The sequence below is a fragment of the Gramella sp. Hel_I_59 genome (assembly GCF_006714895.1).
Lineage (GTDB): Bacteria > Bacteroidota > Bacteroidia > Flavobacteriales > Flavobacteriaceae > Christiangramia.
Genome location: NZ_VFME01000001.1, coordinates 1,873,670 through 1,896,835, shown reverse-complemented (window position 1 = coordinate 1,896,835; position 23,166 = coordinate 1,873,670). Strand labels below are relative to the sequence as shown.

The 23,166-nt window shown below is 36.6% G+C and carries 26 protein-coding genes; 7 read left to right on the top strand and 19 right to left on the bottom strand.

The genetic code is table 11. From position 1 onward, the window contains the following. Positions 1-28: 28 nt before the first annotated feature. From JM79_RS08590 to JM79_RS08570, 5 genes are all read left to right on the top strand, one after another. Positions 29-2,863: a pitrilysin family protein gene (locus JM79_RS08590; protein WP_141877754.1), complete on the top strand. Its 2,835-nt coding sequence runs from the start codon at positions 29-31 to the stop codon at positions 2,861-2,863. A 231-nt stretch (positions 2,864-3,094) separates the two neighbouring features. Beyond that, on the top strand, positions 3,095-6,133 hold the full coding sequence (locus tag JM79_RS08585) for a PAS domain S-box protein (protein WP_141877753.1): 3,039 nt from the start codon (positions 3,095-3,097) through the stop codon (positions 6,131-6,133). Continuing rightward, on the top strand, positions 6,120-6,518 hold the full coding sequence (locus JM79_RS08580) for a response regulator (RefSeq protein WP_185739473.1): 399 nt from the start codon (positions 6,120-6,122) through the stop codon (positions 6,516-6,518). The genes JM79_RS08585 and JM79_RS08580 overlap by 14 nt, the downstream gene beginning before the upstream one ends. A 65-nt stretch (positions 6,519-6,583) precedes the next feature. Further along, positions 6,584-7,021, top strand: coding sequence for a PepSY-like domain-containing protein (locus JM79_RS08575; RefSeq protein WP_141877751.1), 438 nt, complete (start codon positions 6,584-6,586; stop codon positions 7,019-7,021). Positions 7,022-7,023: 2 nt separating this feature from the next. Beyond that, complete coding sequence (locus tag JM79_RS08570) at positions 7,024-8,058, top strand: MBL fold metallo-hydrolase (RefSeq protein WP_141877750.1); 1,035 nt, start codon at positions 7,024-7,026, stop codon at positions 8,056-8,058. Here JM79_RS08570 and JM79_RS08565 read toward each other — a convergent pair. After that, entirely contained in the window at positions 8,055-8,675 is a 621-nt protein-coding gene (locus tag JM79_RS08565) for an SOS response-associated peptidase (protein WP_141877749.1), read from the bottom strand. The genes JM79_RS08570 and JM79_RS08565 overlap by 4 nt on opposite strands. A gap of 62 nt (positions 8,676-8,737) precedes the next feature. On the opposite strand from JM79_RS08565, the gene JM79_RS08560 reads away from it, so the two are divergent. Further along, entirely contained in the window at positions 8,738-9,223 is a 486-nt protein-coding gene (locus JM79_RS08560; RefSeq protein ID WP_141877748.1) for a peptide-methionine (S)-S-oxide reductase, read from the top strand. Here the strand turns inward: JM79_RS08560 and JM79_RS08555 are convergent. The 5 genes from JM79_RS08555 to JM79_RS08535 all read right to left on the bottom strand — a co-directional run bounded on the left by JM79_RS08555 (position 9,220) and on the right by JM79_RS08535 (position 11,726). Continuing rightward, a complete protein-coding gene (locus JM79_RS08555) occupies positions 9,220-9,570 on the bottom strand; it encodes a DoxX family protein (RefSeq protein WP_141879209.1) in 351 nt (116 codons plus the stop codon). The genes JM79_RS08560 and JM79_RS08555 overlap by 4 nt on opposite strands. Positions 9,571-9,626: 56 nt before the next feature. Next, on the bottom strand, positions 9,627-10,118 hold the full coding sequence (locus JM79_RS08550; RefSeq protein ID WP_141877747.1) for a DUF4251 domain-containing protein: 492 nt from the start codon (positions 10,116-10,118) through the stop codon (positions 9,627-9,629). Continuing rightward, positions 10,115-10,318 carry a hypothetical protein gene (locus JM79_RS08545; RefSeq protein WP_141877746.1) on the bottom strand — a complete coding sequence of 68 codons (204 nt, stop codon included), beginning with the start codon at positions 10,316-10,318 and terminating at the stop codon, positions 10,115-10,117. The genes JM79_RS08550 and JM79_RS08545 overlap by 4 nt, the downstream gene beginning before the upstream one ends. Positions 10,319-10,387: 69 nt before the next feature. Continuing rightward, positions 10,388-11,242 carry a formate/nitrite transporter family protein gene (locus JM79_RS08540; protein ID WP_141877745.1) on the bottom strand — a complete coding sequence of 285 codons (855 nt, stop codon included), beginning with the start codon at positions 11,240-11,242 and terminating at the stop codon, positions 10,388-10,390. Between the two features lie 28 nt (positions 11,243-11,270). After that, positions 11,271-11,726, bottom strand: coding sequence for a nucleoside deaminase (locus tag JM79_RS08535; RefSeq protein ID WP_141877744.1), 456 nt, complete (start codon positions 11,724-11,726; stop codon positions 11,271-11,273). 190 nt (positions 11,727-11,916) lie between these two features. Between JM79_RS08535 and raiA the strand changes: the two genes are divergently transcribed. Further along, positions 11,917-12,216, top strand: coding sequence for a ribosome-associated translation inhibitor RaiA (gene raiA, locus JM79_RS08530; RefSeq protein WP_141877743.1), 300 nt, complete (start codon positions 11,917-11,919; stop codon positions 12,214-12,216). A 70-nt stretch (positions 12,217-12,286) separates the two neighbouring features. Here the strand turns inward: raiA and JM79_RS08525 are convergent, their stop codons facing one another. The 13 genes from JM79_RS08525 to JM79_RS08465 form a co-directional block, all read right to left on the bottom strand. Further along, the gene (locus JM79_RS08525; RefSeq protein ID WP_141877742.1) at positions 12,287-14,272 is read right to left on the bottom strand and encodes an aconitate hydratase; all 1,986 of its coding nucleotides are present in this window, start codon (positions 14,270-14,272) and stop codon (positions 12,287-12,289) included. A gap of 298 nt (positions 14,273-14,570) precedes the next feature. After that, positions 14,571-15,287 (bottom strand): hypothetical protein, encoded by a 717-nt coding sequence (locus JM79_RS08520; protein WP_141877741.1) that lies wholly within the window; start codon positions 15,285-15,287, stop codon positions 14,571-14,573. 81 nt (positions 15,288-15,368) lie between these two features. Further along, positions 15,369-15,920, bottom strand: a complete 552-nt coding sequence (locus tag JM79_RS08515) for a 4'-phosphopantetheinyl transferase superfamily protein (protein WP_141877740.1) — start codon at positions 15,918-15,920, stop codon at positions 15,369-15,371. Further along, positions 15,917-16,168 carry a phosphopantetheine-binding protein gene (locus JM79_RS08510; RefSeq protein ID WP_141877739.1) on the bottom strand — a complete coding sequence of 84 codons (252 nt, stop codon included), beginning with the start codon at positions 16,166-16,168 and terminating at the stop codon, positions 15,917-15,919. Before JM79_RS08510 ends, JM79_RS08515 begins: the two co-directional genes overlap by 4 nt. A gap of 3 nt (positions 16,169-16,171) precedes the next feature. Beyond that, positions 16,172-17,446 (bottom strand): beta-ketoacyl-[acyl-carrier-protein] synthase family protein, encoded by a 1,275-nt coding sequence (locus JM79_RS08505; RefSeq protein ID WP_141877738.1) that lies wholly within the window; start codon positions 17,444-17,446, stop codon positions 16,172-16,174. Then, the gene (locus JM79_RS08500; protein WP_141877737.1) at positions 17,443-17,889 is read right to left on the bottom strand and encodes a 3-hydroxyacyl-ACP dehydratase FabZ family protein; all 447 of its coding nucleotides are present in this window, start codon (positions 17,887-17,889) and stop codon (positions 17,443-17,445) included. The genes JM79_RS08505 and JM79_RS08500 overlap by 4 nt, the downstream gene beginning before the upstream one ends. Before the next feature lie 11 nt (positions 17,890-17,900). After that, positions 17,901-18,695 (bottom strand): SDR family oxidoreductase, encoded by a 795-nt coding sequence (locus JM79_RS08495; protein ID WP_141877736.1) that lies wholly within the window; start codon positions 18,693-18,695, stop codon positions 17,901-17,903. Next, positions 18,689-19,741 (bottom strand): type III polyketide synthase, encoded by a 1,053-nt coding sequence (locus JM79_RS08490; RefSeq protein WP_141877735.1) that lies wholly within the window; start codon positions 19,739-19,741, stop codon positions 18,689-18,691. The genes JM79_RS08495 and JM79_RS08490 overlap by 7 nt, the downstream gene beginning before the upstream one ends. A gap of 4 nt (positions 19,742-19,745) precedes the next feature. Continuing rightward, a complete protein-coding gene (locus tag JM79_RS08485) occupies positions 19,746-20,453 on the bottom strand; it encodes a methyltransferase domain-containing protein (protein ID WP_141877734.1) in 708 nt (235 codons plus the stop codon). After that, positions 20,446-21,570 carry an NAD(P)/FAD-dependent oxidoreductase gene (locus tag JM79_RS08480; protein ID WP_141877733.1) on the bottom strand — a complete coding sequence of 375 codons (1,125 nt, stop codon included), beginning with the start codon at positions 21,568-21,570 and terminating at the stop codon, positions 20,446-20,448. The genes JM79_RS08485 and JM79_RS08480 overlap by 8 nt, the downstream gene beginning before the upstream one ends. 76 nt (positions 21,571-21,646) lie before the next feature. Further along, the gene (locus JM79_RS08475; protein ID WP_141877732.1) at positions 21,647-22,351 is read right to left on the bottom strand and encodes an OmpA family protein; all 705 of its coding nucleotides are present in this window, start codon (positions 22,349-22,351) and stop codon (positions 21,647-21,649) included. Between the two features lie 14 nt (positions 22,352-22,365). Further along, positions 22,366-22,848, bottom strand: coding sequence for a lipocalin family protein (locus JM79_RS08470; protein ID WP_141877731.1), 483 nt, complete (start codon positions 22,846-22,848; stop codon positions 22,366-22,368). An 81-nt stretch (positions 22,849-22,929) separates the two neighbouring features. Then, the gene (locus tag JM79_RS08465) at positions 22,930-23,091 is read right to left on the bottom strand and encodes a DUF1328 domain-containing protein (protein ID WP_026916217.1); all 162 of its coding nucleotides are present in this window, start codon (positions 23,089-23,091) and stop codon (positions 22,930-22,932) included. Between the last annotated feature and the right edge of the window lie 75 nt (positions 23,092-23,166).

The window sequence follows — 23,166 nt, the reverse complement described above, 5'->3', positions numbered from 1 at the left end:
TTTGGGAGAGTAACTAATTAATTCATCAATGAGAAAATTTTATTTTTTTCTAATATCAGGTTTTTTATTATCTGGTGTTAGTGTTGGTCAATCTTCAGAAGCGACTCAGCAGATTCCCGAATTCGAACTTGATTATGAAAAGTTTACTCTGGATAATGGTCTGGAAGTAATCTTACATGAGGATCATAGCGATCCAATAGTTGCTGTTGCGACAATGATGCACGTAGGTTCTAACCGTGAGAAACCTGGTAAGACAGGATTTGCTCACTTTTTTGAACACATGAGTTTCAATGATTCAGAAAATGTTCCGGTGGGTGCCAATCGTAAAATGATCCCGGAGTGGGGTGGAAGCAGGAATGGTGGAACCTGGAGCGATGGTACTGTTTACTACGAAGTGGTTCCTAAAGATGCTTTTGAAAAAATACTGTGGATCGATTCAGATAGATTTGGATATATGATCAATACAGTTACACAAGCTGCCCTTGATCGTGAGAAGCAAGTGGTTAAGAATGAAAAACGCCAGCGTGTAGATAATGCTCCTTATGGATATACAGATGAGATCATAAGGAAAAATCTTTACCCAAAAAACCATCCTTATAACTGGACGGTCATAGGTCAGTTACCAGATTTACAGTCGGCAACTCTGGAGGATGTTAAGGAATTCTACAAACAGTACTATGGAGCAGCCAATGCTTCCCTGGTCATTGCTGGAGATATTGAAATAGAAGAAACCAAAAAGCTTGTTAGACAATGGTTTGGTGAGATTCCTTCAGGACCAGAGGTTGAGCCTATAAAAGCGATGCCAGTAAAACTTGAAACTACAAAAAATCTATACTTCGAAGATAATTTTGCAAAACTTCCCGAGTTACGCATGGTTTATCCTACAGTAGAAGATTATGATGAAGATATGTACGCTTTACAAATTTTAGGACAGCTATTAAGTGGAAGTAAAAAATCACCACTGTACCAAACAGTCGTAGAGGAATCCAAATTTGCACCAAGAATAAGCACTTATCAAAGTAGTAGTGAACTAGCAGGAGAGTTTGTAGTGAGAGTACGCGCAAATGCCGGAATAGACCTGGATAGCGTACAGAAGGCAATTCAAAATGGTTTTAAAAGATTTGAGGAGGTTGGTGTACGCGAGGATGATCTCAAAAGGATTAAAGCTGAACTTGAAACTCAGTTGTATCAGGGAGTTAGTACAGTTCTAAATAAAGCTTTTCAATTAGTACAGGATAACGAATTTAATGGTGATCCTGGCTATTTAAAGAAAACTGCTGAACTTACGAATAAGGTAACTTCAGAAGATGTTATGCGCGTCTATAATAAGTATATTAAAGATCAGCATTTCATCATGACAAGTGTAGTTCCAAAAGGAAGCTTAGACCTCGCCATAGAAAATTCCGAAGAAGCCGAAGTCTGGATAGAAGAAGTTAAAAGCGATGTAGCTAGCGAAGAAGTTAGCCAGGGAGATGAAGCTGTTTATGATAAAACTCCTTCAAAATATGATCGTAGTGAACCTGAATTTGGTGACCTGCCATTATTCAAATCACCGGAAATCTGGACAGCTGAACTTAAAAATGGGATGCAGGTTTATGGAATTGAAAACAACGAAATTCCACTTGTAGAATTTGATATAACAATTCCAGGTGGACAGCGTTTGGATCCAGACGGAAAAGAGGGTGTTTCTTACCTGCTAAGTGATTTGATGTTGCAGGGAACGGCTACTAAAACTCCGGCTGAATTAGAAGAGGCTCTCGGACTTTTGGGAGCAAATGTATATATAAGTACCGGGAATGAAGATTTTCGCATTTCAGGAACCTGTCTTAGTAAGAATTTTGCAGGTACCATGAAATTAGTCGAAGAAATTCTGATGCAACCAAGATGGGATGCAACAGAATTATCCAGATTAAAGCAGGCTCTGGAAACAAATCTGAACGATCGGGAAGCAAATCCTCAAGCGATTGCATCCACAGCATTTTACAAACTTTTATACGGAGACAAGCATAGTTTTGGAGTTCCTGTAAACGGGACATTAGAGACTACGACAAATATTGCTATGGAAGATCTCAAATCTTTCTATAGTAACTTATCTCCTGAAAAAGCCAAGTTCCATATCGCCGGAGCAATGGAGCAGAAACAGGTTTTAAATGTTGTTTCCACTATGGCGACCGATTGGGCTACTGATGCTCCTATGATTTCCACTTCTGAAATCAATGCTGAAGGTGAACCTGGTACATTATACTTCATTGACGTACCTGATGCCAAACAGTCTGTGATTATGATAGGTAAACTGGTACTTACTGAAAATGACGAAGATGCCAGTAAACTTCATTTTGCAAACGAAATTCTTGGTGGCGGCTCCAGCGGTAAGCTATTTCAGACTTTAAGAATAGAAAAAGGCTATACCTATGGTGCTTACTCTGGCATATCTGAGAATGAGACAATTTCACCATTTTATATTTCAACTAGTGTAAGAGCAAATGCGACCTTACCTTCTCTTAAGATCATTGAACAAATGGTTACGAATTATTCTAAGGACTTTGGTCCTGCGGAAGTAGAACTTACGCAGAATAAATTATTAAAAGAAAACACACGCTCATATGAAAGTTTAGGTGCTAAATTGGGAATTCTAAGAGACTTGAGTAAATACGACAAATCTGAAGATTTTATTGAATCGCAACAGGAAGAATTGATGAATATGACAGAAGAAGATTTTAAATCTGTTATTACTGAATACCTGAACGAAAAGGAAATGATCTACCTGGTAGTAGGGGATAAGGCAACACAGTTGGAAGAGGTGAAGAAATTAGGAAAACCAGTAATTGAACTTGACATCTACGCTAATGAAATAACTAAATAAAACACTTTAAATATACTCTTCTTCAATAAAGATAAACAGCGCGACCTTGTCGCGCTATTTATCTTTATATGGTCATAAAATCAATTATTTAACACATACTTATCGATAACAAATTGTTTTTAATAGATAAAATTATATAAATTAGAAAAATAGTTATAATCCTTAGGTTTTCTGTAGGAATTTACTTCGGTCCTCATATATCGAAAGTGTTTTTCAATTTTTTAATTGTTTATGTCAAAAACCGACTCATTTAAATTATTACATGTAGAGGATTCAGAAACAGATGCGTTTTTGATTAGCAGGCATTTACAAAACAATAATTTCGATATAAAACTTGCTAAATGCAGATCAGAATTTGAGTGTTTAGTAGCTACTAATCAATTTGACCTTATTCTATGTGATCATTATCTGCCCGATCTAAATTCAGAAGACGCTCTTAATATTGTAAGGAAAAAAGATCCTTATATTCCCTTTATAATACTATCTGGCGCCCTGCCACCCGGTGTTGCCGTAAAATTAATGGACAATGGTGCCAATGATTTTCTTTATAAAGATAGACCTGAGCGTCTTGGTCCAGCCATACTCAATGCACTTTCGAAACGGAAATTAGAGAAAGAACGTTTACAATTACAGAAACAAATTTTATACAGTGAAAATAGATTTCGAAAGCTAGTTGAGTCAGCTCAGGATATAATTTGCATATTAAACCGTGAATATCGAATTACTTACCATAGTCCTTCAATCGAAAAGTTAGTCAACGTAGATGGAGAAATTTTTGGTGAGAATATATTAGATATAATAAACTTTGAAAATCCTCAAAGATTTTCTGAACTTTTGAGGGAGTGTAAGAATTCAGCTGATCGCTTAGAAGAAATCTTAGATTTTCGAAGATCTGATAGCCATAGTATTTATAAAATTATACTTAAAAATCATCTTGATGACGAAGGTATCGATGGAATAATTGTGAAGTTTCGGGATATCACGAATGATAGATTGAAAGACAAAAGTTTACAGGAAAAAGATGAAAAGCTGAGAGCTTTTTACGAAAATAGTATCGATGGAATCATCCTGGCGAAAACTAATGGAATTATAACGTCTGCCAATCCTGCCATGTGTGTGATGTTTGGAATGCAAGAGTCTGAACTTACGGGATTGCACAGAAGTGCTATTGTTCATACCGATGAGAATCGAGTAGCAGAATTATTAGAAGAACGTAGAATAAGCGGCAAGGCTAAATCTGAACTTGAGCTAATAAAGAAAGACGGAACAGTATTTCCAGCCGAAGTTTCATCATCGATTATCCCATTCAACAGAAATGGTAGAAGATTGAAAAAAACCGCAACCATTATAAGGGATATCACGGAACACAAAGAACATGTAAGGCAAATCAATGATACTGCACAAAAATTACAGTATGCTGAAAAGATCGCCAGAATTGGATACCTGGAATTAAATCTTAAAGAAAATACGGTATACTGTTCTGGTGAAGTAAGTAACATTTTAGACATTGAAAATTGCAATGAACTTAAAGTTGAAGAATTCAGATCACTCGTTCTGGAAGAAGATTTATACATTTTTGAAGATATTAAAAGTTCCGTATTAAACCGTGGTGATACTAAAAATATCGAGTTAAGAATTCATGTATGTAAATCGGAAATAAGATGGTTGAACGTGATTGTAAGTCCATTGATGGATGGTGATGAAATAGTTGGAGGAAAAGGTACTTTACAGGATATAACCGAAAAGAAGCTTAATTTTGAAAAATTAGCTATTAGCGAAAACAGGTATAAGAGTCTTATTCAGTCTCAAACGAATTATTTTGTGAGATTGGATACAAAAGGTAATTTCACATATTGTAATCAGCGTTATATAGATGATTTCGGATGGCTATACCCAGGAAATAACCCTATTGGAGAGAATAGTCTTATAGATTCTCTTCCAAGTCAATATGAAAAGATACAGGAAACCAATGCGAAATGTTTAAAAAATCCTTTTAGAAATTACCAGATTGATATTACTAAGCTGGGTAAAAACGAACATAATAAAGCCACCATCTGGGATATCGTATTTTTAAAGAGCGACAATGGAGAGAGTGAATTACAATGTGTTGGAATAGATATTTCTGATAGAGTGAAAGCTGAAGATGAGAATAAGTTTCAAGCCAATATCTTAAGTAAGATAGGGCAGGGGGTGGTAGCAACCGATGCCGTAGGGAATATAAAATACTTCAATGCTGCTGCAGAAAAAATATATGGTTGGAAATATGAAGAAGTAAAGGATGAAAATCTTGTGGAATTAATGTTCCCCGATCTTTATGAATCAGATTTACTCAAGGAAATTTTAGAAAAGCTTTCATATGATCATACATTTAGTAGTCAATATAATGGTAGGAAAAGCGATGGAACTGTTTTTCCGGTTCAAATAACGATGTCTGGAATTCTTGACCAGGAAGGCAGTCTAAGTGGAGTAATCTGTATATTCTCAGATATTAGCAGACTAAAAAAATCTGAAAACAAGCTAAGAGAGCTTAATGAGAATCTTACTAGTTACACGAATGAACTTGTTAGCGCCAATAAAGGCCTTGAGCAGTTTAGTTACATAGTCTCACATAACTTACGAGCACCAGTAGCTAATATTATTGGAATTTCTGAGATCATTGCAGATGAAGATATCGATTCAGATATGCGCGATAAACTTCAATGTGATATGCTCAATAATGTGAAGAGACTGGATACAGTTGTTCGCGATCTTAACAATATATTGAAGGTCAAAGCCGACTATAATAATTCCAGGGAATTGGTAGATTTTCAGTGTTTAACCGATAATGTCATCCATATGACCGGTGCATTGATTTCTGAAGACCAGGTAACAATTAAAACAAATTTTAGTGATTTTAAGTCAATGCTCACTTCCAGGAGTTATTTGCATAGTGTGTTCTATAATATTATTTTAAACAGTATAAAATACAAACATCCTGAGAGAGAGCTAATTCTTCAAATCTCCAGCCGCTCTGGTAAAGAATTCAATACATTGACGTTTCTTGATAACGGACTAGGGATCGAGCTGGGCAAAAATAGAGAAGAATTATTCGAACTATATAAAAGGCATCATCACCATATAGAAGGGAAAGGAATGGGCTTATTTATGGTAAAAACTCAGCTTGATCTAATTGGAGGCAAGATCAGTCTTGAAAGTGAACCTAATGAATGGACCAAAATAACTATTCAGTTCCCAAACAAAGTTGTAAATTCAAAAAGTGAAAATCCATGATTACATTATCGTAGATGATGATCCTACTAATAATCTCATCTGTAAATTGGTGATCGAGAAATTCGATTCCAATGCGAATGTAACTGTATTTCAACAACCGGAGGAAGGTTTAAAGCACATTCAATCTGCTACCAATATAGAAGCTCAAAAAAAAATAGTTTTATTTCTGGATGTGAATATGCCTACGATGACTGGCTGGGATTTTCTGGATAAATTTCAAATGTTTGATACCAGCATTAAAAATATGTTTGAAATTTATATTCTAACATCGGCCATTGAAGATTTTGAGTTGGAAAAAACCAAATATCCCATGGTCAAAGACTTTCTATCCAAACCACTTCGGAAAGCTACACTTCATGAATTAGATCTGAATGCCTCTTCTTGACAAACTTTATGATTTCGTTTTAACCTCCCTTAAATTTAGTTTTTAGTTTTATCAAAATTAGAATTATGAAAAGATTCATATATGCTGGAGTATTTGCTCTTAGTATCAGCGTGATGAGCTGTCAGGAAAATAATAAAGAGGAGGAGACCGTTCCGGAAGCAGTTAAAACTGCATTTCAGAAGAAATATCCAGGTGAGAATGATCCGGATTGGGAAAAGGACGACCATGGCTATTGGGAATCTCATTTTAAGAAAGATGGAGAAAAATATCGTGCAGACTTTAATGCAGACGGTACCTGGGTAGAGACAGAAAATGATGTAAAGAAGAAAGAACTTCCTGAAGTCATATTAAATATCATTGAAAAGGATTATTCAGAATATGAGATCACTGAAGTTGAACATGTACAATCAGCCACCAAAGGTGAATTTTTCGATGTGGAGTTTAAACAGAAGGGAAAAAACAAAGATGTTATGTTCAAACCAGATGGAACTATCATTAAATAATTATGTTTGATCAATTTGGTGTAAAAGCTTCCAAAGACAATATAAATAGCTACGAGCGATCAGAAAACTGGAAAGACGGCAAGTTCGTTAATCTAGAAGAGACTGGCATGAATATCAAACCTACAGATATTCCTAAACTACTGTACAAACAGTTTTTTGAGAAAAATGGTAGGCAGCCGTCAAAGGATATTAAGATCAAAGCTTTTAATAAAAAAGAGTTTTTAAAACCTTCAGCAGAAAGTAAGATGATCTGGTTCGGTCATTCTGTAATTTTACTACGTATGAATGGGCTTACGATCCTTATAGATCCAATGTTCGGTCCAGATGCTGCGCCAATTTCACCATTCGGCATTAAACGCTTTTCAAATAATACCTTGCAAATTCTGGATAAACTTCCGGAGATTGATGTTGTTCTTTTGTCACATGATCATTATGATCATCTAGACCTTCAAAGCATACGAAAACTTCAGCTTAAAACTAAAGTCTTTCATACCGCATTAGGCGTAGGAAGACATTTAAAAAAATGGGGAGTCGAACCTGCTAAGATCACTGAGTATGATTGGTGGGATAGAATAAATGTAAGTGGAATAGATATGACCTTTACACCAACACGGCATTTCTCGGGTAGAGGTCTAAATGATAGGGCGCAAGGGCTATGGGGCGGTTGGAATCTTAAAACCGATACAGAAAATATCTGGTTTAGCGGGGATAGTGGTTACGGTAGTCATTTTGAGGAAGTTGGGCAAAAATTAGGACCTTTTGATTTTGGGTTTATGGAGTGCGGGCAATATGATGAGAAATGGAACCAAATTCATATGTTTCCAGAAGAATGTGTGCAGGCAGCCAGGGATGCTCAAGTTAAGAATATGATGCCTGTACATTGGGCTGGTTTTGCACTTTCATTGCATTCCTGGTTAGATCCTGTAGAAAGATTCATCGATGCCGCAAGTGATAAGAATTACTGTATACCGGAACCAGGCGAAATTTTCACGATTCACAGTAGCAAAAAAGTAAACTGGTGGAAGCAGTATGACTAATCGATTGCGGTTGCTGTTAGCGGAACATCATATGGATAGGAAAAATTTTGAAGATCGCTACCCTGCAACCAGTTTTTATGATCCTGAGGTTTTAAAATTACAGGCATCCGCTTTTTATTATTATGAACCTTGCTCATTAAATCATTTGCTTCTGTAGTGAGAATAGAGTAGGAGTTAATAATAGTATTATTTTCCGGATTCTTCCAGGTTGAAAATATTCCAGCAAAAGCAAATATCTCCTGATCTTTAGATTCTAAAATAAATTTTTGTTTAGTTTTTCCTTTAGGATCTAACCATTGCCATTCATAATAAGCTTCAGCAATTACCAGACATCTGTTATCTACTGAATTTCTGAAAGCTGGTTTTTCAGCGGCAGTTTCTATTTTACTATTTAAAGTCATTTTTTTAATAGAATCATCTTTAGCCCAAAAGGGAATTAAACCCCACTGAAACATTTGTATCTCACTGGGACTATCGTAGGTGACTACAGGAGTTTCAGAAAAACTAAAAGCATTGATTTCTAGTTGTGGCTGGTATTTATCTGGTTCAACGAATCTGGCATCCAGTGATTTTTCAAGGGAGAAGATCTTTTTATTCAACTTAGTACGATAGCACATATAACAGTTTTTATAAATTTAAACATTAGTTGAAACTAAGGAAATAGTTAAAAGTTAATTTAATGAAAATAGGACTTGGAGGTGGTTGTCATTGGTGTACAGAAGCAGTATTTAAAGCTGTTAAAGGAGTTCATGATGTACGACAGGGTTATATATCTGCTAAGGATTCGCCAGATAAGTTCTACGAAGGTATCGTTTTCAATTATGACCCAGAATTGGTGAAACTTGAAGATCTTATTCTAATCCATTTGAGTACTCATCAAAGTATGAAAGATCACAGTATGCGGCACAAATACAGGTCGGCTTTATACGTTTATGACCAATTAGAACTGGAAAAAACCTGGGAAACTTTGAAAACTGTCGAGAATAGCGCTGGATCAAAATTTATAACAAGCGTCTATGAGTTATCGTCATTTAAGGAGTCACGTGCTGAGATTAGAAATTATTATCAAACAGATCCTCAGCGACCATTTTGCACTAGATATATAAAACCTAAGCTCGATTTACTTTTCGAGGAGTTTAAAGGGTTACTAAAAGAACAATGCTAATAATTAAGGGCATATAATGCATATGCTAAGTAAATATTGAAAATAGCATAGATAAATGAAGGTGCAGATTGTATAAAATTATCTTTTATTTTTCTACGTACGCCATAACCGAAGATCATTAGCACCGCAAGTCCAATTGCAGAACTTATTGCCAGGATTGGTTTATAATAATAGCCTGCAAGTAAACCGATAGCTCCAAGAATCTGTAATGCACCTACAAGTTTGAGGTAGCTCGTGAGGCCGTAACGTACAAATTCGGTTTTCATATGTTCCGTTGTGAAACAGCTGATTCCGAAAAAGAGAAAAGATATAGATGAGAAATAGACTAAAAATGTAAGTGTACTCAAGTATTCCAAGTATTATATATTTGAACTATAATTTATATTATGTAAAATAGAATATTTTACTCTACTACTTTATCTGTATAAAAGCCTCTGTAGGAAATATTATCTCGTTGATTCATTAGTAACTGCAAATTAGATTTTCCATTGGGATACATCGTTATAATATATCTAATCTGTTCAGTACCTGTACTGGTTTCGAATCTCAATTTCACTTTATCTGTGTGACTGGAATCTATTTCCAGGTCATTTAATAGTCCTTCATAACGAATACCTGCTTCTGCATTATATCCACCAGAAAATTGCCTTACTCCAAAATATGGTAAAAATATATCGATGGAATCCTTTCTAAATCTCAAGTGATTATCGTTCGTCACAAGATTTATCTGAGCGCCACGTAATGGTAGCGCCCAATTATTTTCTATATCAAAAGATCTTGATTCAATGAGCTTTCGCAACTCACTCAAATCTGAGGTCTCACCTTTAGTGCTTTTACATGCAGAACTGAGTGATAGGCTTAGTATTCCAATAATGAGAAGAACGTACTTATTCATTCTTCCTCATTTCCTTCGAGACTATCTAAGGTATCCTGTATAGTTTTGTCTTCTTCATCACTAAGACCATCTTTCTCTTTTTTCACTCTCAGGTTACCATCTTCTCCCTTGTAAAGACTCTCATCTTTTTCATTGAAATTAGAAGGTCTCCCTGAATTCTTCTGCCAGTCTGCCTGATCTTTATCGTTAGTGTTTGCCATAATTTTTTTCTTAATTTAATTAATTGAGTATCTATAACCTCAGGATTAATTTGAGTTTAACATTCGTTCTTACATCTTTATATTAAATACAAATGCTCTGTACTTAAGTAATGCTACAAATACGGTAGCACCAATAGCATTACCTGCTAATGCAGTACCCAGTGTTTTTAAATATACCAGAAAGGTGATTTTATCTGAAACCAGCATACCTGCAAATATTTCAATATGACCAATAATACTATGGTGTAATCCTGTAAAGCCCATAACTGCCGTAATTACATATATGATTAGGATCTCTGCTGTTGTTTCCTTAGAAGAAGTTACCAACCAGCTTAAAAGTCCCATCAACCAACCGGCCATAATTGCACTCAGAAAAATTGTAAGTATATCATAATCTACAAAGTGCTCACCAATTTTAGCGATTACTTCGGCTTCAAACAAGTTTAATCCGGAGCCAAGCCAAGAAACCGTAAGAGCTATGAGCATCCCTCCTGCCAGGTTACCTAGAATAACTACTCCCCAAATCTGGAATAAACTCCAGACACTTCTACGGTTATTCAGTACTGGCAAAGCTAATAAAGAAGTCTGTTCTGTAAATAATATAGATTTCCCCAGGACAACCAGAATAAACCCTATAGGATAGACGAAGGCTATCAACTTAAAGATAGTTTCTTCAGCAACTTTGCCTTCAAGAAAGCTGAATAATGAGCATAACATAAGAAAACTGAAACCAATTTCTAAACCAGCAGTAAAAGAACTTAATAAGATGCTACTCTTACTACGATCATAGGTTTCACAGCCTTCAATAATTTGCTCTTTCAAGATCTCTCCATGTGTTTTAGTCATGGTTTTATCCTGAGAATCCTGGCTGTCTAATTCTTTATCTACTTTTTCAGCTTCTTCATTCTTCTGCTTGTTATCCATATGCAATTTTGAGTAGGGTAAATTATAATTATTTCTTGAGCCAGACCTTTAATGCTTCATCTCTACATAGCTGGATCATTTTAAACTCCTGGTGCCTGTTTTCAGTAGAGGAATTATAATACATATCTGAGTAAAGAAATCCATTTTCCTTGGCATCTTCCGCAGAAGCAGCATAGTAAATATAGTCGAAATTTGCCCAATGAGCTGCACCTAGACACATCATGCATGGTTCACAACTAGTGTACAATACGCAACCTTCCAGGTTTTTAGTCCCCAATTGCTTACAAGCTAACTGTATTGCTCTTAGTTCTGCATGTTGAGTGCAATCCTGATCGCCAGAAACTCTATTATAAGTTGCTGCTATGATCTCCTCCCCTTTCGTGATCACTGCTCCAAATGGACCACCGTTATCGCTTTCAGCTCCTTCTTTTGCCAGGGAAATAGCCTTTCCCATCATCTTCTTTGGTAAGTCCGTTGTTTTCATACAACAAAAATAATGATTGAAACTGCCCTGCAATGCTTGTTTTAGATTCTTTATCTAATTATTAGAAATACTTTAAGTAAGTAAAAAGTATGCTCTAAATACTTTATTAAAACTTTGCTAAAAGAGCCATAACAGGCTTGGTGTCCCAAGAGATATTAGGTTAATTTAAACAATCAAAAAATTGAATTAAATGGAAACTGTATTTGAATTTGTAAACATCGATAAAAGTGAAAACCTTGAAGCTTTTACTGAAAAGAAGTTAGAGAAGCTTGAGACTAAATATGACTGGATCGTAAGAGCAAATATCTATTTCAAACATGATGAAAATCAAAAGCCAAATGGATATATTACTGAAGTTAGATTGAGTGCTCCTGGACCGGAAATTTTTGCACAGTCTAATGAGAATTCTTTTGAAGCTTCTATCGCTGAGACTGTTCGTGATCTGGACAGACAATGTGAAAAGCGTAAAGCAAAAATGAGTTCTCACTAGTATTGAGAATCTTATAAAAATTAAAAACCCTCTAATTAGAGGGTTTTTTTAATAGATATACTTGAATGAATTATGCAGTTAAATCTTTCTGCTCTAATTTCTCTTTAAATTCATTTATTATTCCACCCTTCAGTAGAACCTGAATTTGTCGATCACTCAAAGAATGTTTTGTTTCGAAGGTTTCTTCATTTCCATTTTCCTTTTTAACCACCACTTTGATATTATTTCTTTCCTTAATATCTCTTTGAAGATTTTCAAATTTCACGATATCAGCTTGTTCAATCTTTTCATAATCTGATATGTCTATAAATTCTAATGGTAAAATTCCGAAATTCACTAAATTCTGCCATGCGATTCTAGCATACGAATTTGCTATTACAGCTACCTGTCCAAGATATTTAGGAGCAATTGCAGCATGTTCTCTACTCGATCCCTGCGCATAATTATCTTTGGCAACTACAATATGACCTCCATGGCTATCTTTAGTGTCCATCGCTCGATCATAATAAGTTTCATCGATTACGGTAAATGCGTATTTACTAATTTCAGGTAAATTACTTCGGAAAGGTAAAACTTCTGCACCTGCCTTTAATATTTCATCTGTAGAAACATTATCGCCCATTTTCAGAAGAACAGGTACTTCATATTCATTTAAAATCGGGTCTATATGCGGTAAAGATTGAATATTCGGACCTTTAACAAGTTCTACATTTGATCCATCTTCCGGTGGAGCCACCAGCATATCAGTATTAATGATCTCGATTTCAGGATGTTGAAATTTAGGATACTTCATATCATATAATTTCTCCAGATCTCTTGGATCTGTGATCTTTCCTGTTAATGCTGAAGCTGCCGCAGTTTCAGGACTACATAAATGAACCTGGTCATCTTTAGTCCCAGATCTGTCTGGGAAATTTCTAGGCATGGTTCTTAAACTGATGGTTCCAGATGCTGGTGCCTGTCCCATACCAATACATCCCATACAACCAGATTGATGAAATCTTGCTCCTGCTTTAATAAGGTTAGCAAAAGCTCTGTTCTCGATCATATTCTGAATCATTTGTCTTGAGGTAGGATTTATATCAAATGATACATCTGTATTAACAGATTTCCCTTCCACTATTGCTCCAGCGATCCAGAAGTCGCGAAGTCCAGGGTTTGCTGAGGATCCAACAACTACCTGACTAATACTTTTACCTGCAACCTCAGAAACTGGAACAACATTACCCGGACTGGTTGGAAGTGCTATAAGCGGAATAAGTTCATCAAGAATAATTTCATCATGATACTCATATTCACAACCTTCATCTGCCAGTAGTTCCACCCAGTCTGATTCTCTATCCTGAGATTTTAAAAATCGTTTTGTTTCTTCATCACTAGGAAATACTGTGGTTGTAGCTCCAAGTTCTGCACCCATATTTGCGATCACGTGGCGGTCCATAGCACTTAAATTCTTAAGACCATCTCCATAATATTCGATAACCTTCCCTACTCCGCCCTTGACATCATAACGTCTAAGCATTTCAAGTATAACATCCTTGGCACTAACCCAATCCGGTAAATTTCCAGTTAATTTAACGCCCATCACTTCAGGCATCTTTACGAAATATGGCTGCCCTGCAATTGCTGAAGCAACATCAAGACCTCCAGTACCTATCGCTAACATTCCCAAAGAACCGGCTGCCGGAGTATGACTGTCTGATCCTACCATGGTTTTTCCTGGCTTTCCAAATCTTTGCATGTGAACGGGATGACTCACCCCATTTCCCGGTCTGCTATACCAAAGACCAAATCTTTCAGCTGCAGAATGTAGAAAAAGGTGATCATCCGCATTTTTAAAGTCGGTTTGAAGGAGGTTATGATCCACATACTGTACTGCAACTTCTGTCTGAGCTTTCTTAAGTCCCATTGCTTCCAGCTCTAATTGTACCAGAGTTCCTGTAGCATCCTGAAGTAGTGCCTGATCTATTTTTATTCCTATTTCTTTCCCGGGAGTCATCTCCCCTTCCAGTAAATGTTCTTTGATTAATTTTTGGGTGACATTCAATTTTGACATGGTTGGTTATTTTATTCTTTAAATTAGAAAGTTTTAGCTGAAGTGAGCAGCAGTTTAACAGAACCTTAGTTTAAGTAAGTAAATTTTGGATTCTTAAACTTATAAGTAAAAGTCCATTCTATTAATATTTAGAGTAATGGGTTAATTCTTTGATTTAAATAATATTTCAAAAAAGTGCATTAAAAAAAGGTTGCTTTTAAGAGAAACTACATCGACGGATTTGCTGAATTCAGGGCAATCGTGATCGTGTAAGATCTATCTAAACAACCTTTTATATTATATATTGATATTTCTTAAACTAGCTCTTTCCAAGAGTATTCAAAATATCAATTTGATTTCCCTCTTCTAAATTGAAGCCTGGTTTTCCCTTTCGAGGAAATAGAAAGCTGAATTCAGTATCAAAGGCAGCCCAGCTTTCAGCTAAACCAAAATCATTATTTGCATTAGTTTTTTCAGGTCTGGAGAACGTAGTTAAATCTGAAGAATAATCAGATCCTACAGCGTCTTCGCCTGGAAACAACATTCCGTCATTAATTTCAGAATAAACAACTACAGAAGCTCCACTGGCACCCGGCAGGTCAAAAATATTGATGGAGAAACTATCCAGTACAGGATCCCTTTTCGTAATATCTTTAGTTCTATAATCGTCCTTGATGTTATTTCTTGGATGAGCATAAATGGCAGCACCACCAGCATCTTCAGAAATAGTTTTTAAATCTGCATAAGCTGTTTTAAGGATAGCGTCACAGGTGATCAAAATACCTTTAATCTGGTAACCTTCTTCCACGAATTTTTTTACAGCAGCTTTTGAAGATTCCTCGACAACATCAGTTAGTAGGATGTCTCTTCTATTTAAATGTCTAATTGCGTAACCCTGATTGTATTTACCATCCACTTCATCTCCTTTGATAAGAAAAGTATCCGGGATCATTTTCAAAAATTTTCCCTGTTCGCCTTGTTCAATAAACTCAGCTGACTGACTGTGAACGATCTCCATTTTATCTACTTGCTTCATAATTTTAATTTTTGATTTCTCGATTGAAGATACAAAAGAGGTGCAGAGACAACAATGGAGTTTTTAAATGTTTAACTGCTTTTAGCAGTTAATTAACGGAAAGCAAATTGCAGCAAACCTGCCATGATGCGTGATCGAAATTGGCAAGCTGGTCCCGGTGTTCTTCAGAAACAATTCTGGTATTCCTAAATTATTTTTTCGGAATTGAATATTCTGAAGGTCATGACCAGTTCGAATGGAAAATTCCTTTAAAAATTCGGACTTATAATTCGTAGAATATGGAAGTTTTATATGTTCTATATTTTTAAACTCGAGCCAGGAGTAAATTTGATTTTCGTCCTGTACCGATTTAATTATATAAATGTTTTGATTCTTATACACACTCAAATTATCCAGATCACATTCATAAGTAACCGGATCAAGCCTGACAGGAAGTTGAAAGAGCCTTTGATGAGCTTTATAAGCCGCTTCCTTCATCGACCACATTTTCCAGATTGCCAGTTCCGGATGAGAGTGTGAATGAATTTGCCTGATTTCATTATCTGAAAAAACTTTGGATAAAAAGCGATCATTATGTCTTCTAGGTTTATCCAACGCGATCTCAAGATCTATAATATCATTTCCAATGATCAATCACCCAACTTTTTGACGATGATATCCCTGGCATCGCGTACGGTCATCATTCCTTCCATAGATTCATTATCGATTTCAATATCAAATTCATCTTCAACATCCAGCACTACATCCACAAGATTAGCGGAATTGATCTCGAGGTCATTCAAAAAGTTGGTACTTTCATCAAATTCTGAAAGCCCTTCTTTTCGTTGAGTATATGGAGTGACGATTGTTTTAATTTTTGAAATTATATCCTGATTGGTCATTAGCTATTTTTTATACCGTTTAAAGATAGTGACCGCATTTACATCTCCAAAACCAAAACTGGCTTTAGCTGCGATATTAATATCAAAATCTATTGTTTTCTTCGGAATACAGGAGTCATCGATTAAATTAGTTATATCTGCATGAGCATCTTCGCAGTTAATATTTCCGAATACATATTGATTTTTAATCTGAAGTATACTTGCAACACTTTCAATTGAACCAGAAGCACTCAAACAATGTCCGGTCATTCCTTTCAAGGAATTAATCTTCGGAAAATTTGCTCCTGAAAGTCCGAGTGCCGAAGTCCAGTTCTTCATTTCAGTAGCGTCTCTGGTAGTTGCTGTGAGATGACCATTTATATAATCAATATCCTCAGTCTTAATTCCTGCGAAAGTTATTGCATCCTTTATACATCTTTGCACAGCTTCATTATTTGCTGCCGTCATACTTCCACCAGCTCTCTGGCCACCACTATTGACAGCTCCCCCAAGCACTTCAGCATAAATATTTGCACCTCTTTCCAAAGCAGATTCCAGGGATTCAAGCAGCAAAGCTCCTGCTCCACTTCCCGGCACAAACCCCGAAGCAGTTGCGCTCATAGGTCTGGAAGCTTCTTCAGGGTTATCATTATACTTTCCCGGCAGAATCCTCATCGCGTCAAATCCTCCCCAAACATAAGGTCCGTCATCACCGCAACTTCCTACCAGCATTCTTTCAGCCTTTCCTGTAATAATACGGTCATATCCCATGATGATCGCTTCATTTCCCGTGGTACATGCAGAAGAATTTGTGGTTACCTGGTTACCGCAACCAAGCATTCCGCCCAAATAAGCGCTGATACCGCTGGCCATTGTCTGGATCACACTAGTGCTTCCCAATCTTCTGGTTTTTCCGGCATCAATCAAATGAATTGCTTCTCTAAATTTATCTACTCCCAAGATTCCTGTACCAAAAATGATCCCTGAATTCCAGTCAGGTGCCTCTTCCGAAGAAATTGGAAGGAGAGCATCTTTCCACGCATCTACGCCAGCCATCACTCCATAAATGAGTCCGCTGCTATTTAAACCTTTCTGTTGAAGTGGATTGAAATACTTGTTGATCATCTCCTGAGTAACCGGTGGCTTCCCTCCTATCTGGCAGCTGAAATTAAGATCTTTCAGATTCTGGTAGAATTTAATTCCGCTAGTGCCATTCTTCAAAGCCTGGTCAAATTGATCAATACCAATTGCATTTGGCGCGGCAACACCCAATCCAGTAATCACAACTCTTCTACTCATGATTCAGATTTTAAGATCATTCCTGAAATTTCACCCCGGCATAAAATGTTTTCATCAGCATCTGTCGTGATCACCACGCACTTCAGTTTGTTAAACCTAAAGTATTTCTTTTCAGACTTCACAAAAACTTTTTCGCCGGGATAAACAGGTTTTATAAAATCTACATTCGAAGATGTCATAGCAATTCTAGGAGTTCCGGAAATTGCAGCCTCCTTACTTAACAAGTAAATTCCAAGAGAAACCACACCAATTTGTGCCATACATTCAGCTAGGATCACTCCCGGAGTTACAGGATTGTCCTTAAAATGTCCCCGATAAAAATCGTGTGATTTATTAAAAAGGTAATTGCCCTCAATAGCATTCTCGCTAATAGACGTGATTTCGTCAACGAATAGAAAAGGTGCTGAATAAGGTAATTTGGAAACTATATCTATACTTTTCAAGGACTGCAAATTTACATTAAGTGCTCACCCCCATTAACAGGGATAATACTTCCAGTGATCCAGGAAGCCTCATCTTTACTCAGTAAATAGACAACATTTGCGACATCATCTGGCACCGTCAATCTTTTAAATGGATTGTGTTTCAAAGCATGTTCCCTAAGAGTTTGATTGCCCGGAATCATCTGGAAAGATCTTGTCACCGTTATTCCCGCCTGAATACAATTTGCACGAACACCTTTTTCAGCAAATTCAAGAGCAATTCCCCTGGTTAGGGATTCGAGAGTTACTTTGGCTGCTGAAACTGCCGCGTAATTTTTCCACGCTTTTTTGTTTCCTTCACTGGTGAAAGCAACGATGCGTGCATCTTTCGCAAAAAGGTCATTTTTATATAGTTCCTGAGTCCAGTCATACAAGCTTAATGCCATGGCATCTATAGTCAACTGAAAATCAATATTACTAAGAGTTTGTTCATCTCCTAACATTGGCTTTAAATTCCCCTTTGCTATACTGTGTAAAAGGGTTCTTACCTTACCATGCTTACCAAGAGATTTCTTGATATTTGATACGAGTTCATTCCTGTTCTCTTCCTGAATTGCATCTGTATTAAAACTGCGAAATTCCACACCAGTTTTGCGTATACTTTCAAAGGCTTCTTCTATATCTTCAATTTCAGATCTTCTGTCGCGGTGGATTATAATAATATTCATTCCGTGGTTTGCAAGCTTTTTTGCACTCGCATACCCAAGACCACTGCTACCTCCAAGGATGACCGCCCAATAATCTGTATTTCTGAAGTCTTTTACCATTCTATCAAAATTCGTTGAGCAGAAAAACCAGGTCCAAAACTTAACATCAAACCCTGTTCGCCCTTAGCAATATCTTTATCCAGAAACCTTTCCAGAACATAAAGCACTGTGGCGCTGCTCATATTTCCGAATAATTTCAACACTTCACGAGTATCGTCAATATTCTTACCTAAGTTACCAAAAAGTTCAGAAACAGTCTGCACAATTTTTTTCCCACCAGGATGAAATATTAAATGATCTACTTTTTCTATAGAAGACCCATTTTTTTCGAGAAAAGGATGAACGATTTTCGGGAAATGCTGAGAGATAGTTTCAGGTACTGCCGGATCAAGAATCATTTGCAGACCTTCATTCTTGAGATCAAAGCCCATCATTTGAGTCGCATCATAAAAATGGTACATTTCTTCTCCAATAATCTTTGGGCTATCAAGACCTTCTTCAGAAGAAAGTAATACACAAGCTGCTCCATCCCCGAAAATTGCGGCACTTACCATATTCGCCATACTTAAATCTGTCAGTTGAAAAGTAGCTGTTGGACTTTCAACAGCAATCACAGCGGCACGTTTTCCGGGATTCGACTTCAAAAAATTGTAAGCATATATCATTCCGGAGATACCTGCAGCACATCCCATTTCGGTAACTGGCAAACGAGTAATATCCTGTTTCAATTTTAATTCATTGATCAAATAAGCATCGAGGGAAGGGATCATGATGCCGGTACAACTTACGGTTATAATATAATCGATACTTTTAGCGTCCCAGTTTGCAGCAGCCAGCGACTTTTTCAAAACCTGGCTACCCAGCTTCTTGATCTCTCTAACATAAATATTATTCTTATCCTCGAATGAAGTTGCAGTAAAGACTTCCTCAGGATCCATGATCGAATAGCGCCGGTCTACTGCTGCACCTTCAAAAATCTTGACAATCTTTCTACGGAATCTGTTATCCTGGTCACCAAGCCAATTTTCCACCAGGGGAATGATATCCCTGGTTTCCCGAAAATATTCCGGTAATTGCTTTTCAACGTTTACTATATGTACACTCATTCTTTTATTTATTTATGATCCATAAATATCTGAAAGCCCATTTCCACTGGATCGAGTAGGTATCAACTTTAATGGTATTCATATATTTATTAATATCATGTTCCTTAAAACCCCGTAATATTGAGATAAGACCATCTTTTCTGGCAATTTCATTTTTCACAAATACCGCACAGAACATTTTAAACAATCTGTAAGCTAATGCTGAACGTTGGAGGTCATTGATGATCACTGCTATATTAGACTGATCGTAGAATTGATGCAAAATTTCCGGGATCTGGGAATCCTTGAAATGATGCAATGTTAGCGTACACATCACCACGTCAAATTTTGAACTGCGAAATTCTGAGCTAAAGATATTCTGAGTTACAAAGTCTAATTCAGGATAATCTTTGGATAAAACCTGTGCGATATCGATGGCATATGCATTCGCATCTACACCTGTCAGTTTTAGTTTTAACTTCTCTTTTCTCCCCCAGTCTGCTATTTTCCGTAACATCGCTCCATTACCACAACCTACGTCTACGATTGAGATTTCTGAATTTCGATCAAGATCCAATTGCTTCAGACCATCTATACTAATTTGATTCCCTCCCAGCAAGGAATTGACCTTTTCCAGATCCTCCAGAGTGATTCTTAATTCTTCACCTCTAAAGTCAAAATCATCCATGATCTCCGGCTCAAGAGATCTTTTTGTTGTATCTATTTCAGACATGCATTTCTTTTCCGTGCGTTAGTTTAATGATCTTCGGAAGTAATCCGGGTACTTTCTGTACAAAACTTTGAGAGAAATTGCTCAGCTTCTCGTGCATTAATACCTTCTGAAGTACCCTGCCTGTATTCATTCTTGTTCTAAAATTATTCTTCCAGGAATTAGCGTATTTTGATTCTATCCTTTCCCGGTCCTTAGGATCTAGCTTGAACTCTAATAATGCTTCCGAAGCCAGCTTAGCGCTACGTATGGCCATCGCCATACCATTACCAGATAATGGATGAATTAAACCTGCAGCGTCCCCGATCATAATAATATGATCCTCGACCAATTCCTTATTTTCAAATGAAATTTGTGCAATACTCAGAGGGTTTTCGAAGACCATTGTTGAATTTTGAAAAAAATCCTTTAAATACGGATTGCGGCTAAGAACCTTGTTCTCATATGTTTTAATATTACCATGTTTCTGGAATGATTCATAAGTCGCCAGATAACAGACATTCACAGTATCAAGATCGGTTTTTGATAGTCCGCAATATCCACCTTGAAAGTTATGTAATGCTACCATATCATCAGGAAAATCCTGATTCTCGTAATGTGCCTTAACACCCATCCAAGCAGATCTTTTATTTATAAAGGATCGCTTAAGACTCTTGTCAAGATTGGATCTTTTGCCATATGCCCCGAGTACAAAATTTGCTTCAAAAGATTCCCCATCCTTGCAATGAATAATAAAAATATCATCCTGAAATTCACAATTTTCAGCAGTAGTCTGCATAATTTCACCTCCCGCTTCTAAAAATTCTTTAAACAATAGATGATCTAAAGTGTACCTGCTAATACCTATTCCTCCAAGGTCTAGCTCGCATTCAAGCGCATGACCCTTCTGTGTGCTAAATTGCATCCTGGAAAGTTGTGGAGCTCTAATATCCTCAAGATCAAGTCCAAGAAATTCCAAATACGGTTTTACTTCATTAGACAAGTATTCTCCACAGACCCTATGTCTTGGATACGAGTCTTTCTCAATTAGACAGACATTAACGCCAGAATTTGCAAGATGTATACCCGCAACAAGACCCGCAATTCCTCCTCCCAGCATAATAACATCTCTTGAATTCATTCTTTGAATGTACTTATTAATCACAAAAAATCCCGGTATAAACCGGGATCTTTCAGAAATAATTTAAATTATATTCTTAGTTGCCATCCTGCTGCTCAGCCTGTTCTTTAGCCTCTTCCTTTAATTCGTCATTAGCAACAATAGCAAGTTCTACTCTTCTGTTCTTTGCTCTTCCATCAGCAGTAGAATTGTCATACTTTGGTTGAGTTTCACCATACCATTTGGTAGTAAATCTTCCTTTTTCAATTCCGTTGTCTACAAGGTATCCAGTTACTGCCTGTGCTCTGTTTTTTGATAGCGTAAGGTTATAACTGTCACTACCTGTATTATCAGTATGACCTTCAACAAGAACGTTTGTTTGAGGGTATTCTTTAAAAATACCAGCAAGTTTATTTAAAGCTTCCTGAGATTTCGCATTAATTGTATATTTCTCGGTATCAAAATATACTCCACTATTCTCATCAAAAGTAACGTTGATCCCTTCACCAACTCTTTCAACTTCAGCTCCAGGAATCTCATTCTCGATCTTCTTAGCTTGCTCATCCATTCTGTTACCAATAATGGCTCCGGCAGCTCCACCTACAACACCACCAATGATAGATCCAAGAGCAGAGTTACCATCTCCGGTGTTATTTCCTATAACTCCACCAATTACGGCTCCACCTGCAGTACCTATCACAGCACCTTTTTGTTTATTATTTGCGTTCTGTACTGCATCACATCCAAATAAAAGTGTGGATGCGAAAAGTATTACGAACATTCTATTAATTACTGTTTTCATAGCTTTATGTATAATTATAGTTTAGTAAAATTCATTTTAATTGTAAACGGTGAGCCATCAAGACTAACGGTTTGTGACCAGGTCATGTTAGTATCAGTTAAACTCTGCAAGTTCAATCTGAATCCTTCATTTCCTGTTGTAGATTTGTAATCTTCATTTGTAGGCTTCAGAAGAAAATCATAGATACCCTGAGGGGTATTCTCTTCATCGATAGACCAGATGAACTGGTTCGTTTCTCCATCACAACCTGTTCCCGAAACTGTATATGTTCCACGGTTATTGTTGGATACGAAATCCCAGTTGCTATTCTCAAAACATGATGCCTGAGCTTCGTTGAAAAGAGTCACGTTAAACTGACCAGGATTATTTGGGTAGGTTACACTAGTTAGTGTCCACTGACCATCAAAGCTCTTTCTAGCCTCTTTGGCAACTTTACTCGTTCCTCCACAGGAAGCAAGTAGTCCAATTGTTGCAAGTAAAATAAATATCTTTTTCATGTAGGATTTGATTTAAAAGTAAAAATCCAATGTGACAAGGATTGTTCCGAAGCACATTGGATTTATAATGTTATTGTTCGATTATCTTCTGAATAAACGACTTAGTAATGAGATTACCAGTAGTACAAGGAAGATATAAAAAATGATCTTCGCGATATCTGCTGCACCGTCTGCAATTCCTCCAAAACCGAAGATTGCGGCAACGATTGCAATAATCAGAAAAATGACGATTAAACGTACCATAATGTATAGATTTATTGATTAGTTGAATCTAAATTACAGTAGTAGTAAGGCGTCAACAAAAGATTATTAATTATT